Source organism: Candidatus Planktophila dulcis (assembly GCF_002288225.1).
In the GTDB taxonomy this organism is placed as follows: Bacteria; Actinomycetota; Actinomycetes; order Nanopelagicales; family Nanopelagicaceae; genus Planktophila; species Planktophila dulcis.
In genome coordinates this window covers 349,486-364,906 of record NZ_CP016777.1, presented here as the reverse complement: position 1 = coordinate 364,906, position 15,421 = coordinate 349,486, and the positions used below count along the sequence as shown (strand labels likewise).

General features: G+C 47.2%; 14 protein-coding genes. 10 read left to right on the top strand and 4 right to left on the bottom strand.

What is annotated here, in order from left to right; all coding sequences use genetic code 11:
* Positions 1-30 precede the first annotated feature (30 nt).
* Both A1sIIA65_RS01860 and A1sIIA65_RS01855 read left to right on the top strand, forming a co-directional pair.
* Positions 31-2,094 (top strand): RNA degradosome polyphosphate kinase, encoded by a 2,064-nt coding sequence (locus A1sIIA65_RS01860; protein ID WP_095675906.1) that lies wholly within the window; start codon positions 31-33, stop codon positions 2,092-2,094.
* Positions 2,091-2,969: an NUDIX hydrolase gene (locus A1sIIA65_RS01855; protein ID WP_095675905.1), complete on the top strand. Its 879-nt coding sequence runs from the start codon at positions 2,091-2,093 to the stop codon at positions 2,967-2,969. Before A1sIIA65_RS01860 ends, A1sIIA65_RS01855 begins: the two co-directional genes overlap by 4 nt.
* Here the strand turns inward: A1sIIA65_RS01855 and A1sIIA65_RS01850 are convergent.
* From A1sIIA65_RS01850 to phoU, 3 genes are read right to left on the bottom strand one after another with little or no spacing between them, the layout of a single operon-like run.
* Complete coding sequence (locus tag A1sIIA65_RS01850) at positions 2,966-3,880, bottom strand: Ppx/GppA phosphatase family protein (RefSeq protein WP_095675904.1); 915 nt, start codon at positions 3,878-3,880, stop codon at positions 2,966-2,968. The genes A1sIIA65_RS01855 and A1sIIA65_RS01850 overlap by 4 nt on opposite strands.
* A gap of 18 nt (positions 3,881-3,898) precedes the next feature.
* Positions 3,899-5,056, bottom strand: a complete 1,158-nt coding sequence (gene xylA, locus A1sIIA65_RS01845) for a xylose isomerase (RefSeq protein WP_095675903.1) — start codon at positions 5,054-5,056, stop codon at positions 3,899-3,901.
* A 39-nt stretch (positions 5,057-5,095) separates the two neighbouring features.
* Entirely contained in the window at positions 5,096-5,752 is a 657-nt protein-coding gene (phoU, locus tag A1sIIA65_RS01840; RefSeq protein WP_190277133.1) for a phosphate signaling complex protein PhoU, read from the bottom strand.
* Positions 5,753-5,841: 89 nt separating this feature from the next.
* Here phoU and A1sIIA65_RS01835 point away from each other — a divergent pair, with 89 nt between their 5' ends.
* Genes A1sIIA65_RS01835 through A1sIIA65_RS01815 form a run of 5 tightly spaced genes read left to right on the top strand, consistent with a single transcriptional unit; the run spans position 5,842 to position 9,922 of the window.
* A complete protein-coding gene (locus A1sIIA65_RS01835; RefSeq protein ID WP_095675902.1) occupies positions 5,842-6,903 on the top strand; it encodes a sensor histidine kinase in 1,062 nt (353 codons plus the stop codon).
* On the top strand, positions 6,900-7,589 hold the full coding sequence (locus A1sIIA65_RS01830) for a response regulator transcription factor (protein WP_095675901.1): 690 nt from the start codon (positions 6,900-6,902) through the stop codon (positions 7,587-7,589). The genes A1sIIA65_RS01835 and A1sIIA65_RS01830 overlap by 4 nt, the downstream gene beginning before the upstream one ends.
* A gap of 58 nt (positions 7,590-7,647) precedes the next feature.
* Positions 7,648-8,334, top strand: coding sequence for a LuxR C-terminal-related transcriptional regulator (locus A1sIIA65_RS01825; protein ID WP_095675900.1), 687 nt, complete (start codon positions 7,648-7,650; stop codon positions 8,332-8,334).
* Between the two features lie 23 nt (positions 8,335-8,357).
* Positions 8,358-8,627 carry a hypothetical protein gene (locus A1sIIA65_RS01820; protein ID WP_095675899.1) on the top strand — a complete coding sequence of 90 codons (270 nt, stop codon included), beginning with the start codon at positions 8,358-8,360 and terminating at the stop codon, positions 8,625-8,627.
* A complete protein-coding gene (locus A1sIIA65_RS01815) occupies positions 8,624-9,922 on the top strand; it encodes a glycoside hydrolase family 25 protein (RefSeq protein WP_095675898.1) in 1,299 nt (432 codons plus the stop codon). Before A1sIIA65_RS01820 ends, A1sIIA65_RS01815 begins: the two co-directional genes overlap by 4 nt.
* Here A1sIIA65_RS01815 and A1sIIA65_RS01810 read toward each other — a convergent pair.
* A complete protein-coding gene (locus tag A1sIIA65_RS01810; RefSeq protein WP_095675897.1) occupies positions 9,912-11,567 on the bottom strand; it encodes a glycerol-3-phosphate dehydrogenase/oxidase in 1,656 nt (551 codons plus the stop codon). The two genes, A1sIIA65_RS01815 and A1sIIA65_RS01810, sit on opposite strands and share 11 nt — an antisense overlap.
* A 66-nt stretch (positions 11,568-11,633) precedes the next feature.
* Between A1sIIA65_RS01810 and glpK the strand changes: the two genes are divergently transcribed.
* From glpK to galK, 3 genes are read left to right on the top strand one after another with little or no spacing between them, the layout of a single operon-like run.
* The gene (gene glpK / locus A1sIIA65_RS01805) at positions 11,634-13,130 is read left to right on the top strand and encodes a glycerol kinase GlpK (protein WP_095675896.1); all 1,497 of its coding nucleotides are present in this window, start codon (positions 11,634-11,636) and stop codon (positions 13,128-13,130) included.
* A 37-nt stretch (positions 13,131-13,167) separates the two neighbouring features.
* Positions 13,168-14,280 carry a galactose-1-phosphate uridylyltransferase gene (gene galT / locus A1sIIA65_RS01800; RefSeq protein ID WP_095675895.1) on the top strand — a complete coding sequence of 371 codons (1,113 nt, stop codon included), beginning with the start codon at positions 13,168-13,170 and terminating at the stop codon, positions 14,278-14,280.
* A gap of 3 nt (positions 14,281-14,283) precedes the next feature.
* Positions 14,284-15,420, top strand: coding sequence for a galactokinase (gene galK / locus A1sIIA65_RS01795; protein ID WP_095675894.1), 1,137 nt, complete (start codon positions 14,284-14,286; stop codon positions 15,418-15,420).
* The last annotated feature ends 1 nt before the right edge of the window (position 15,421 follow it).

Below are 15,421 nucleotides of genomic sequence, written 5' to 3'. Positions count from 1 at the left end.
TTATTCACCCTTTTGCGACATTCTTAGTCAGTGAAAGATTTAGCGGCAACATTTCAGGATCGTGAACTCACCTGGCTCGATTTCGATACCCGGGTCCTTGAGCTCACAGAAGACCCAACAATCCCCTTGCTGGAACGAGTCCGATTCCTTGCCATCTTCTCTTCGAATCTTGATGAATTCTTCATGGTCCGCGTGGCATCACTAAAAGCAAAAATTGAACGTGGAGTAACTGCTCCGAATAGTGCCGGATATACACCTAAAGAGTTGCTCAAGATTGTTTTACAGCGAACTCAGGAGTTAGTCGGAATTCAGGCAGAACGATTTAGAGATGTCATAGTTCCAGAATTGGCGCAACATGGAATTGAATTTCTCAAGATTAGCGAGCTATCACAAGATGAGCGCGATCATCTCAAAGATTATTACAATAAGCGCGTCTTCCCGGTTCTCACACCACTTGTCGTTGATCCGTCTCACCCCTTTCCATATATCTCTGGCTTATCGTTAAATATCGGAATCAATATCGAGTCAACAGATGACTTTGATATTAGCTTTGCTCGCGTAAAGGTTCCTTCAAATCTTCCTCGTTTCATTCGCACATCGGATAATTCAAAATTTAGGTTTGTGCTTCTTGATGAATTGATTGCAGAGCACCTATCGGAACTCTTTCCAGGCGTAACGCTAAAAGATCACTTCTTCTTCCGCGTAACTCGAAACCAAGATCTTGACCTTGATGAAGATGAAACTGATGACATCCTTCAAACAATGGAGAGGGAACTTACTCGCCGCCGCTTCGGACCTCCCGTGCGCCTTGAGGTGGATAAGGTGATCAATACCCAAGTTCTCAATGAACTTATGGATGAGCTAGAAATTGAACCTCAAGATGTCATTAAATATGACAGCCCTCTTGACCTTCGAAGCTTGAATCAGATTGCAGATCTTGACTTCCCAGATTTGAAATACAAGCCATTTCGAAGTGAGACAGCACCAGAACTTCGAGATGTGGATCCCGACTCCGCTGATTCTTACTTTGCGGCACTACGTAAGGGTGAAATCTTGCTTCACCACCCTTACCAATCATTTACAACTTCAGTTGTTAAGTTTCTTGAAAATGCCGCTCGCGACCCTCAAGTTCTTGCAATCAAACAAACTTTGTATCGCACATCAGGTGATTCACCCATAATCGAGGCGCTTATTGAGGCAGCAGAAGCAGGAAAGCAAGTACTTGCTGTCATTGAAATCCGAGCACGCTTTGATGAAATGGCAAACGTACGTTGGGCAAGAAAGCTTGAAGAAGTCGGTGTACACGTTGTTTATGGGTTGATGGGCCTAAAAACCCACGCAAAGTTATCTCTTGTAGTGCGTGAAGAAGGCGATGTACTTCGCCGCTACTGCCACGTTGGAACAGGTAACTACAACCCAAAGACAGCACGTTTCTATGACGACCTTGGGTTACTGAGTTCGGACCCAGTTCTTGGCGAAGATCTCTCGCGTCTATTTAATGAACTCTCAGGTCACTCAACAAAACATGATTATTCTCGTTTGCTTGTAGCACCTCATAGCTTGCGTAAAGGTTTGCTAATGCGCATCAAGCGTGAGACGAAGAATCACCTCGATGGCAAGCCATCTTGGATTCGCTTGAAACTGAACTCACTTCTAGATGAAGAAATTGTTGCTTCAATCTATGAGGCTGCCGATGCAGGCGTCAAAGTAGAAGTTATCGTCCGCGGTATTTGTTCACTCCAGCTCAATAACCAAGCACGACGCGAAAATATCAAGGTTCGCTCCATTCTCGGGCGATTCTTGGAGCACTCTCGCATCTACTACTTCCGCAATGACGGTGCTGAGGATTACTTCATCGGAAGCGCTGACATGATGCAAAGAAATTTGGATAGACGCGTTGAGTCACTTGTCAGAATTGATTCTGAAAAACACAAGGAACGCCTTAAGGGAATTTTGGATGATTCACTTTCTGATCAATATTCAACATGGAAGCTCACTGAGGATAACCAGTGGGTAAGAAATGTGACTGATACTGATGGAAATTACTTGGTCAATTTCCAAGATCACTTCATCGATAAGCACAACCGAGCATGATTAGAGCAGCTGGCGCCCTACTTTGGCGAGAAATAGATCCCCGAAATATTGAGATTGCTCTCATTCATCGCCCAAAGTATGACGATTGGACTTTGCCTAAGGGCAAGATAGAAGAGGGTGAGACAGCTCTTGAATGTGCGTATCGTGAACTGATTGAAGAGACTGGCATCAAGGCGAGGTTTACACGTCAACTGGGATCGGTTGACTATGAAGAGAGTGGTGAGAAAAAGCGAGTGCTTTTCTGGGCAGCTCAATGCCCACTTCATGCCAGCACATTTGTTTCCAATGAGGAAGTGGATCAACTCGAGTGGCTTACGCCGGAAGAAGCTTTGGCAAAAGCAACGTATGACTCAGATCGTCAGATGATTGCAAATTTCCAATCGGAGGAACCGCGTACCGATACTTTGATTATCCTTCGCCACACAAAAGCACTCGAGCGAGGTGACTGGGATGAAGTTGACTCAGAACGCACTCTTAATGAAGTTGGTTTTGATCAAGCACAATTGCTCATCAAACACTTAGAGCCTTTTGCTATCGATGAGGTCTACACCTCCAATTACACGCGGTGCGTTCAGACGGTGACTCCCCTTTCTCACTCTCGAGGGTTAACCATTACTCAGGTGCCGAGCTTGAATGAAGAGACATTTGAGAATGACCCACAGCGAGCGGTTGCATTTGCCAATGCTCTGAAGCAAGATGAGAAGAACATATTGATATGTAGTCATAATCCAGTAATTCCAACAATGCTACGTGGAATCCTTAATACAAAGCTTAAGAATAAGGATCTCATCAAACTTGAGCCAGGGGACGCGTGGATTGTTCACCGCGTGCAAGGCGAAATTGTTGGTTTGGATTACTTAAGCATTAAGAATTAGCGCTCGATCCAATCGAGTCTGTGTAGAACTATTCCCTCTCGTAGCGCCCATGGGCAGATACGAATCTCTTTCAATTCCAGAGTTTGCATGAGTTGTCTAGCCACCATCGCACCAGCAACTATCTGGGGCGCACGTTCTGCTGAAACAGATTGAAGCTCCATACGTCCATCAACGTTTAGTGCCTGCAACTTTGGAACCAACTCTTCAAGGGCGTTTAAAGTCAGGTGTGGCCCAAACTTCGGATAGTAATTCTGCGAGAGTTTAGCTAGCGTTCTAAATGTCTTACTTGTGCCGGCTGCATTATCTTTCTCAAAAGTAGACAAAGATGCAGCAAGTGGATCAATTTTCACTTCCAGGTATTCTTCTAGCGCCTTCAAAGATTTAGAGGTAAATGGGTCACCTTTTAGGAATGTGCGAGTAAGTCGTCCAGCACCGAGTTGCATCGAAGTCTTAAAAACGGGATCTTCCTCAGCACCGCGTGCTATTTCTAGAGATCCACCACCAATATCGAGCACAAGGAGATCTCCAGATGACCAGCCCAACCATCGACGCGCTGCAAGGAATGTAAAGCGGGCTTCCTCTTCACCGCTTAAAACTTGCAAATCGATATTGCAGGTCTTATTCACATGCGCAATAACTTCATCCGAGTTATTTGCTTCACGGATTGCCGATGTTGCAAAGGCTAATAGCTCATCAATTTCTAAATGCTCAGCACTCTTGATATTTGCTGCAATCGCATCTGTGATTCGATCAACACCAATTTCTGTAATCGAACCTGCCTCATCAAGATATTCCGTCAGACGAATAATTGATTTATGAGATGAATTAGGGATTGGTGGTCCACCCAAGTAGCCATCAATAACCTGTAGATGAATGGTATTGGAACCAACATCAAGCACACCTAAACGCATTTTCGAAGTGTAACGAGATTAAGCAGTGACGCCCATCAAATGCTCCATAGCGAGTTGGTCGAGGATTTCATATCCATAACCACGCTTTCCAGCAGCATCTGCATCAAATGAATCCTTTGCAAGATCCTTCCAGGTCTCACCCTTTGCAAGAGTTGGCTCTGAAAGACCTGGAATATTAGATTCCTTCATCGCTGCGATGACTCGTGGATCCTTGCGGAATGCAGCTGCGCGCTCCTTAAGGACCAAGTACATACGCATATTCGATGTTGCAGATGCCCAGACACCTGAATCACCATCGGTGCGCACAGGCTTGTAATCAAAGTGTTTAGGCCCCGAATATCCGTATCTCTCAAGAAGATCGACGAGGAAGAAGGCGCTCTTCACATCGCCATGGCCGAAGACAAAGTCTTGGTCATACTTTGGTCCGCGCTGACCGTTGAGGTCGATATGAAATAACTTCTTCTGCCAGAGCGCTTGTGCAATTCCGTGAACAAAGTTCAGGTTAGCCATCTGCTCGTGGCCAACTTCAGGATTAAGTCCCACCATCTCTGGATGATCGAGCATCTCAATAAAGCCAAGAGCGTGGCCAATAGTTGGAAGGAAGATATCTCCACGTGGCTCATTGGGCTTAGGTTCGATTGCAAACTTGATGTCATAACCCTTATCAATCACATATTGACCAAGGATGTTAAAGCCTTCTGCATAACGCTCAAGGGCAACGTAGGCATCCTTTGAGCTTTCAGATTCAGCGCCTTCACGTCCACCCCAGCAAACATAAATCTTTGCGCCCAAATCAACAGCCAAATCAATATTGCGCATCGCCTTGCGAATGGCAAAGCGGCGAATATCGCGATCGTTACTGGTCAGCGCTCCATCTTTAAAGACGGGATGGCTAAAGAGGTTTGTTGTGGCCATCGGAACTTTCATTCCAGTCTCAGCCAGTGCCTTCTTAAAGCGATCGATATGTCCTTGGCGAGTTGAATCATCAGAACCAAATGGGAACAAGTCATCATCATGGAATGTCACACCGTATGCACCACGGGCTGCGAGTTCATTGACTGTGCGCACTGGGTCTAACGCTTCACGGGTTGGATCTCCGAATGGATCGCGTGCTTGCCAACCGACAGTCCAGAGTCCGAATGTGAATTTATCTGCAGGTGTGGGTGTGTACGTCATGGGCGCGACTCTACTTGAGCGCGGTGAAGAATGAAAGGTTTAGTGCTTTGCGAATTCGCCGGTAACAAGGAAGTAGACACGACGCGAGACAGAGACCGCATGGTCTGCAAAACGCTCGTAGTAGCGACCTAGCAGAGTCATATCCACAGCAGCGGCAACGCCCTTATCCCATGACCCTGAAGTCAATTTTCCGATTAGTTCGCGATGCAATGTGTCGATGACGTCATCATCTTGTTCAAGTTCCAGAGCCATATTTGTGTTGCGAGTTTCAATAACTGTTCCCACTTTTTCAGCAATCTTTGTTGTGGCATCACCCATGTGACGCACGATGTCATGAAGATCTTGAGGGACAGCGACCTCTGGATGGCGAAGACGTGCAATCTTGGCGATGTGGTGCGAAAGATCGCCCATTCGCTCAAGGTCAGCGCTCATACGAAGAGCTGTGATGAGTGCACGAAGATCAGATGCAACAGGTTGCTGACGCGCAATGATGTCAATGATGCGACTATCTAGTTCATGTTGAAAATCATCAATTTTTTCATCTGTAGAGATAACTTCTTCTGCGACTCGAAGCTCGGCACCTAGTAGCGCCTCCGTTGCCTTCTTCATGGATTCGGCGACCATCTTTGAGAGGTCAACAAGTGACTGAGAGACGCCATCTAACTCATCTTGGAAGACTGAACGAATAAGTGCCATGGGGCAAAACTAGGGGGGTTCGGTGAATAATGAAAGTCATAGGAATGAACGGACGGTAAACAGGCCTTTTCAGCCATTACTCTTACGGCATGTGGCTTCGGAGATCTGAGGAAACGACCCGCATCGAAGACCCTGCAATTCTCTTTGAAGTCCTTGAACAGCTAGATCAAGATGCACTTCTTCTAGCCCCGGGTGATGTTCCACTCTTTGCAACATCTGGATTAGATACCCTCAATGTAATGAAAGATGGGCGATTACTTAGCCCTGAGCTCCTTGCAATCATTCGCGTTGTCCGCAGAACTGGTTTTACCCAAAGTGGAAAAATCGAAGTTCCTCGCGGTCCCATCGGTGAAGGCTTACGTGAATTAACTGTCAAGGTAATTTCACTTAAGAAAGAGTTGCAAATTCTTGTCCTACTCAGTGATGAGAGTGAAGCAGAGCGCGTCCATGAAGTCCGTCGCGATTTCGTTGCAAATATTTCGCATGAACTTAAAACCCCAATCGGTGCACTGTCACTGTTAAGTGAGGCAGTCCTCTCTGCCAAGCATGAGCCTGATGCTGTTGAGAAATTTGCCTCACGCATGCAGCAAGAAGCAAAGCGATTGACTGACCTTGTCCAAGAAATCATTAATCTTTCTCGCTTACAAGATTCGGATCCACTTCAAGTGGCAGAACCACTTGTTCTCGGTGATCTGATTGCAGAAGCAGTCGATCAATGCCAGACAACATCAGAGGCACGAAATATTGGCTTGGCAGTATCTGAGCAAGTTCAAGTAACCGTATTTGGTGACAGGGATCAACTTCTTATGGCCATTCACAACCTTATTGAGAATGCCATCAACTACTCCCCTGAAAATACAAAGGTTTCCATCTCGACAAGTCTTGAAGATGAAATCGTGACAATCTCTGTGGCCGATCAAGGAATTGGTATCCCTGAGTCTGATCTCGAGCGAATCTTTGAGCGCTTTTATCGAGTAGACCCTGCCCGCTCACGCGAAACAGGTGGAACAGGACTGGGACTTTCCATCGTTAAACATGTCGCTGCTAAACACGGCGGCGAGATCAAAGTATGGAGCTCACAGAACGTTGGATCGACCTTTGCACTTCGCCTGCCCGTATATAACAACGCAAATGGAGAAACTCGAGAATGACAAGAATTCTAATTATCGAAGATGAAATCTCCTTCTCTGAGGCGCTGAGCTTCCTTCTCGAAAAAGAAGGCTTCCAGACTGAAGTTGCCGAGACAGGCAAGGCAGGTATCGCCTCCTTTAATAAGAGCACATTCGACTTAGTTCTCCTTGATCTCATGATTCCTGAGATTTCAGGTATCGATGTCTGCAGAACTATTCGCACAACCTCACAAGTTCCCATCATCATGCTCACTGCAAAAGACTCTGAGGTGGATAAGGTTGTTGGATTAGAACTTGGCGCAGATGACTATGTAACAAAGCCATATTCTGCTCGCGAACTTGTAGCCCGCATCAAAGCTGTATTGCGACGTGGAACTCCTGAAGAGTCATCTGGATCAGAATCAAGTGGAATCCACACAGCAGCTGGTATCCGCATGGATATCGAACGCCATCAAGTAACTGTCAATGGCAATTTGATTCCTCTGCCATTAAAAGAGTTTGAACTACTTGAATTCCTACTTCGTAATGAAGGACGTGTTCTTACTCGCGGACAACTCATCGATCGGGTGTGGGGCGGCGATTACTACGGTGATACAAAGACTCTCGATGTTCACATCAAGCGTTTGCGCTCAAAGATTGAGGTAGACCCAGCTAATCCTGTTCTCATTCAAACAATCCGTGGATTAGGCTATAAATTCGAGGCATAGCTTCACTCTAGGGATATCCCTTCTCGTATAAACCATTAAACGGGAACTACCCTTATCTATGGTTAAAACTCTCGCGAATCCAGCGCGAGTCTTGCTCATCAACGATGATGCATTCGAACTCGCCACAATGTCTGCATCCCTTCGATTGCACAGCACCAATATTGTCGGAGAAGCCTCCAATATCTTCGTAGCCGAGAATCTCTTTCACTCTCTTCAACCAGAAATTGTCATGATTGACCTGCAATTCTCAGGTGAAGAAGCAGTTGGATTACTGCAACGCTTTAGAAAAGTGGATCCTGAGCTTGGAATCGTCATCATTACATCTTGCCCAGACTTAAGACTCTTTGGACTCCTTGAAAAGAACATCCCGCTTGGGAGCAAAATTATTCTCAAGCGCTCCGTCTCAGATCTATCTATCATTACTTTCGCGCTGACAGAGAGTATGGAGTCCGCCAGTGATGGTTCCGGCATGAAATGGATCAGTATCCACGCTGATATTCATGAGAATTCATTCATCAGTATTTTGAGTGACCTTACTGATATTCAAATTGAGACGTTGCGCCTTGTTGCACAAGGCCTGAGTAACTCTGAGATAGCCCGCGTCCGTTTTGTTTCAGAAAAGTCTGTGGAACAAATAGTTGCGCGCATCGCACAACACCTTGCAATATCTCCAGATCGTAGTCGTAATCTTCGTGTGATTTTGGCTGGCGAATACTTCAAGTGGCTCGGCGCACCTAGACATTAACTCCCGTGGGGTAAAGTCGCGGCATGCCCGCAGAACTTACCCTTGCTGACCTACGTCAGCGCTGGAATGAAGTTCTCGATCTTGTTGAAAGTCGTGACCGAGTTGTGTGGATTGCATACTTTGATGCTCGTCTAGACTCATTTGAAAATGGACGCTTAGCTCTCGATTTCAGAGATAGCAACAAACTTGCCACGGGCCATGATTATCAAGAGGCACGATTGCGTCATCGCTCACTTCTGCAAAGTGCAATTTTTGATGTATTCGGCCAAACAATTGTGGTGGTCGAAAAGTGAAGAAGCTACTTGTACTTCTCTCCTCCATAGTTTTTCTCTCTCTATCTATTCAATCAATTTCACCTGCAGGCGCCACTGACCTCAACCTGATTGGTCCCGGTGCACGAATCCATGGGGCAGATATCAGTCGCTGGCAACATCCCGATGGCAAACCCATTAATTTTCAGAAGATGCATGATGCAGGTCTGTCATTTGTCATGATCAAGGCATCAGATACTCGAGATGATGCAGATCTTCTCGCAGCAAAGTATCTCAAGATGGATCGCACAGGAGCACAAGAGGCTGGTATCTACACCGGTTTCTATCACTATGCACTCCTTCCTGATGTGACATCACCATCTGCAATAGCGCGTGATGCTCGTATCCAAGGCCAGAAAGTTGTGTGGAGAATCGCATCCCTTGGTGGATATAACGAGATGGATTTACCTATCGCCCTCGACCTTGAAAATAACTGCGTGAGAGTGAGTTTAACGAGAGTCTGCAAAAAATATGCGACACGTAGTGCTGCAACGCTCTGGGCAAAGACATTTCTGAAGACCGTCAAAGAGAAGACAGGTCGCACACCATTTATCTACTCTTCCCCTCACTTCCTTGAAAACTCACTCGTTCGAGATAAAGAGCTGAGCACTTATCCTCTTTGGATTGCGCAGTATGCAATCGATCCAGCCAAGGAAGGCGCCAAGCCCAATGTGAAGGCTGCGGGCTGTTTTGTTCACTCATGGACAACAGCGCAATGCTCTGCCAATTGGACTGTATGGCAATACACATCATGTGGAATTGCACCTAAGTACGGCGTGCCTGGAAATCGATTAGATCTCAATGTTTTTGCCGGCACTCCAGAGAAATTCCAAAGTTTGCTCACGGGTACATGGCTGCCTGATCCTGCAGATTTTATGCCTCAGGGTGAGACCACCACGATGGCGATTACATCTGTATTTGCCTCCACCACAAATAAGAATGCAGTGATTTCCGTTGAGGTTAAGCGACCAGATAACTCACCTGTTGTTACAGGCTCGGTGAAGTACTACTTCAACTCAACCAATCAAGTAGTTCCAAAGGTCACACAAACGATCGCTCGAGAGACAAGTGGTTCATGGAAACTATCTATTGCAGGACTCCCTGCGGGAACGTGGACCGGTAACGTTGGATTTAAGGATGCATCAGGTACTCACGCTGAGATTAAGCAGCCACTAGTTCTCACAATCGAACAGGGACCAACTCCCCCACCAACACCGACTAAAAAGCCTTCAGCAAAACCTGCAACCGATAGCTGCAGGAATCAGATTAAGAATTAATCAGCTCAACGAGAGCTTCTTCTTCTTTCTCTATCACAGCAAGGAAGTCGCTAACTGAAGCGTTACGTTCTTTCGCGCCCCATCCAAGTGCATCACCAATAATCTTTGCCACCTCTTTCGCTGCATCTGCGCCACCATCGAAGGCTTCAAATGAGATGCGCGTGCGACGAAGGAGAACATCTTCAACTGAGAGCGCACCTTCATGGGTGACAGCATGAAGAATCTCTGCCTTGAGATAAGGAAGTTCAGGAATGATGCGTTCAGAAAGAGATGAATCTTGCGCAATAAGTTCAAGAATCTCTTCAATCAGTGAGCCGTAGCGATCAAGAAGGTGGGTCACAGTTGCCTCAGAGATTGCATTCTCTTCTGCAATCTTGGCAACCTGTTGCTTAAGTGCAAAGTAGCCATCTGCGCCAATAAGAGGAAGTTTCTCAGTGACTGAATCATTGACTAGTCGACGAAGATCAAGCACGGCAAGATCAACGGCATCTTTAGCCATCACGCGATAGGTGGTGTATTTACCACCAGCAATACTGACAAAGCCAGGTGCTGGTCGATCGACTGTATGTTCACGGGAAAGTTTTGTTGTTGCAGAGCCAGTCTTATTCGCAACCAATGGGCGAAGACCTGCAAATACTCCGATGATGTCTTCAGCGTTCAGTTGCGGATCGAGCACTCGGTTTGCCTGATCAAGGATGTATTGCACATCTTCTTGTGTGGCAAGCGGCTTAGAGCGATCTCCTTCATAGGGAGTATCTGTGGTTCCAACAATCCACTTATCTGCCCAAGGGATAAGAAAGAGCACAGAGACTGGGGTCTTCAGAATAATTCCATCTTTGGAGTGGATGGCATCTCCTGGAACAACGATATGAACACCCTTAGACATTGCTACTGAATAACCAGGTGTGAGACCAAACTTCTCGTGGAGTTCATCGCTCCACACACCAGCACACATGATTGTTGCCTTTGCAGAGATGGTGAATTTCTTATTAGTTGCAGTATCGATTGCAACAACGCCTATTACTTTCTTGCCAGAGCGAGTCAGGTCATCAACGCGCACACCTGTTGCCATGACTGCGCCGTGCCGAGCTGCCGTTCGAGCAATCATCATCGTGTGGCGAGCATCGTCTACCTGTGCATCGAAGTAACGAATAGCACCAGTAATAATGTCTTGTCTCAGTGATGGTGAGATATTTGCAATTGTCTTACCCGTTAAATGCTTGTGAGAAGGAAGTGCGCGCTTAAATCCACGAAGTGCGTCATAGAGAGCAAGTCCTGCACCTACATATGTGCGCTCTTTTACTTTTTCCGTCAATGGATAGAGAAAACTGACCGGCTTTACTAAGTGCGGACATTGTGTTGAAACCATGAGTTCGCGCTCATGCAGAGCCTCGCGTACTAATTTGAAATCATATTGCTCAAGGTATCGAAGGCCACCGTGAATAAGTTTGCTGGATCGACTTGAAGTTCCGGCTGCATAATCATGGGCTTCAACGAGGGCGACCTTTAATCCACGAGAAACAGCATCAAGGGCTGCACCTACTCCGTTGACTCCGCCACCGATAATGAGGATGTCGAACTCTTCACTGGCCAGAGAGGTAAGAGCCTTCTGGCGTTGCAGTGGATTGAGCTGTGAAGTAAACATCTTTTGGAGGGCTACCAATTCCTGTGTGCTTGAGTAGTTTTCACGGTCTTTAGTAGTCTTAACTATATGGCATACATCGCAAGTTTGGACCAGGGAACCAGTAGCACCCGTTTCATGATTTTCGATGGTGATGGAAAAGTTGTTGGCCAGCATCAATTAGAACACCGCCAAATACTTCCGCACGCAGGGTGGGTTGAACATGATGCCGCTGAAATTTGGGATCGAACCAAGGAAGTTATTGCGGGCGCTCTGAAGCAAGCAGATATTTTGGGCTCAGATCTAGCTGCTATTGGAATCACTAATCAGCGTGAAACAACTGTTGCATGGGATGTCACCTCAGGTCGCCCACTTCATAACGCCATCGTCTGGCAGGACACCCGTACTGCTGAATATTTATCTACCTTCTCCCCCGAAATTTCGAAGGCAATCACCCATAAATCAGGGCTACCGATTGCACCTTACTTTGCCGGTAGCAAAATGCATTGGCTTATTGAAAATTCTGCAGAGGTCAAGAGCGCAATTGCATCTGGCACAGCACGTTTTGGAACTGTGGATTCATGGCTTCTCTGGAACTTATCTGGCGGGGTGCAAGGTGGTGTGCACTTCACCGATGTGACCAATGCAAGCCGCACCTTGCTAATGAACCTTGAAACTCTGCAATGGGATGATGAACTACTTGGTTACTTCGATATCCCTCGCGCCGTTCTACCGGAAATCAAATCTTCATCAGAGATTTATGCGATGACTAATCCCCATGGACCTCTCGGCTCAGCAGTTCCTATTGCAGGAATTCTTGGGGACCAACATGCAGCAATGGTTGGCCAGGTCTGCTTTGAACGCGGTGAATCCAAGACCACATATGGAACGGGTAATTTCGCACTTCTCAATACTGGAACAGAGATAGTCCGCTCGAAGAATGGTCTTCTCTCGACCGTCTGTTACAAATTCGGTGATCAACCTGCGATGTATGCGCTGGAAGGTTCAGTTGCTGTTACCGGCTCTGCTATTCAATGGCTGCGCGATCAACTAGGAATCATTTCAAACGCTGCCGAGACTGAAGCACTTGCTTCATCAGTTACTGACACAGCAGGTGTTTATTTTGTTCCTGCATTCTCCGGGCTCTTTGCACCATATTGGCGTACAGATGCACGTGGTGTCATTGTCGGTCTCACGCGTGCTGCCACCAAAGCACATCTTGCGCGGGCTGCCCTTGAAGCAATCTGCTACCAAACACGCGATGTGATGGATGCGATGGTTGCAGATAGCGGTGTTCCCATGACTGAGATGCGCGTTGATGGTGGCATCACTGCTAACTCTCTCTGTATGCAGATGCAGGCAGACATCATGGGAATCGATATCACTCGTCCCTTGATTACTGAGACCACCGCACTAGGTGCTGCATATGCTGCAGGGCTAGCAGTTGGATTCTGGAAGAACACAGATGAATTGAAGAAGCAGTGGAAACAATCTCGTCGCTGGAGCGCAACAACAAGCGCTGAAGATCGTGCAACTGGTTACGCCGGATGGAAGAAAGCGATTGAACGCACGCTTAACTGGGCTTAACGAAAAATAGCTACTCGCACGGTAGAGTAGGCACATCATGGATGAGATAGTCGAACTTTCCGCTGGCGTTGTGCGCACAAGCCGCACCATGAACGATGGCCGAACCATTCGCTATTACGACACTGCAGGACAAACTCGCACCGTTGCCGATCAACGTCCGCAAGAAGAACAACCTGGAATCGGTGAACTTCGCCTTGATCCACTGGTCAATGAATGGGTTGCTATGGCAGCTCATCGCCAAGGACGCATCTTCTTACCGCCGAAAGAGCTCTGCCCACTGTGCCCAACAACGGGAGATCTCCTTACTGAAATTCCTGAAAATGATTTTGAAGTAGTTGTCTTTGATAACCGCTCCCCTTCACTTCGCCCACCTGATGGAGATTTTGCACTTCCCGATATGGTCGGCTCAGATACTGATGAAGGCGCAGCTGCTGGTAAATGTGAAGTCATCTGCTTTACTGCAGATCACGGTGGCGCATTTAAATCACTTTCCCCACAACGTGTGCGCACACTTCTTGAAGCATGGCGCGATCGCACAGCAGAACTCTCACAACTTCCTTTCATTTCTCACATCGCACCTTTTGAAAACCGTGGCGAAGAGATTGGTGTGACCCTTGCTCACCCACATGGCCAGATCTACGCCTATTCATACCTACCACCCCGTGTGACAAAGATGCTTGATGTGGCACGTGCACACCACACAAAGACAGGACGCGTCTTATTCGATGATGTCCTTGCTCGCGAACTCCGTGATGGCGTGCGCATCATCGCTCGCAATGAACATTGGGTTGCCTACACGCCTTATGCATCACGCTATCCATTTGAAATTCATGTTGTTCCATTGCAGCCGGTTGCAGATCTGACCGACCTAGCACCTGCTGCCTGTGATTCATTCCCATCGATTGCAATCGAAGTGATGCAACGCCTTGATGGAGTATTTGGCATCGATATGGCTTATATCGCTGCATGGCATCAAGCACCTGTGCGCGAAGGCCGTGACCTTCTTCGTCTGCACTGGCAGATTACGAGCGTGCGCCGCGCTCCAGGAAAACTTAAATATCTCGCTGGTTCAGAGTCTGCAATGGGCGCATTCATCATGGATATGAAGCCTGAGCAATCTGCGCAACAGTTAAAAGATGTAAAGCTCTAAGCAATGGCATCAATTGCACGTAGCTTTGAAGAGCTCTATGGTCGTAAACCAGAAGTATTCGCAGAAGCTCCAGGTCGCGTCAACCTCATTGGTGAACATATTGATTACAGCGAAGGTTTCGTACTGCCCTTCGCCATCGCAGATCGTGCCTATGCAGCTATTGCAGCTCGCCCAGATGGATTAGTGCGTATCGCATCGCATCAACGTAAAGAGAAGATTTTCTCTATCGATATCAGTGATGTGAAGCCGGGCAGCAAAGGTGACTGGGAGAAATATGTTCTCGGAGTTCTCTGGAGCCTAGGAATTACAACAGGCGTAGATATCTTGGTCGATGGAAGCGTTCCATCAGGTGCTGGACTATCTTCATCTGCAGCGCTGGAATGTTCTGTAGCGGTGGGGCTGAACGCGCTCTTCTCGCTTGAGATGAGTAAGCAAGATTTAGCGCGGGCCACACAGAAGGCAGAAAATGATTACGTGGGAATGCCCTGCGGCATCATGGATCAATCTGTCTCACTCATGGGCCAAGCAGGTAGCGCGCTCTTACTTGATTGCCGCGACCTCACGACAGAGAGCATTCCTTTTGATGTCGCATCTGCTGGTTTAGAACTTCTCATTATTGATACGCAAGCCCACCATGCACTCGTCGATGGAGGATACGCAGAGCGACGCGCTGCCTGTGAATCTGTTGCTAGTAAATTAGGTATTCCATCAATGCGCCATCTCACCCTTAAAGTCCTAGAGGCTCACCGTGAGAAGTTAACTGCCACTGAATTCATCCGAGCTCGCCATGCCGTGACTGAAATTGCTCGCGTCCTTGAGGCGGTCACAGCACTTCGTGCCTCTGATTTTGCAACGCTTGGACAACTGATTAACGCATCTCACGCATCACTGCGTGATGATTACGCAGTTTCATGTCCTGAGCTTGATGTTGCAGTGGATGCATCCCTTGCAGCAGGTGCGATGGGCTCACGTATGGTCGGTGGCGGCTTTGGTGGAAGTGCAATCGCACTGATTAAAGCAAGTGATGTTCAGAAGACTAAAGATGCAGTTCTAGCAGCATTTGAAGCTAAGGGATATAAGAAGCCACGCTTTTTTACATCACTACCGAGTGCTGGAGCTAGTGCAAGCCTTATCAACTAGC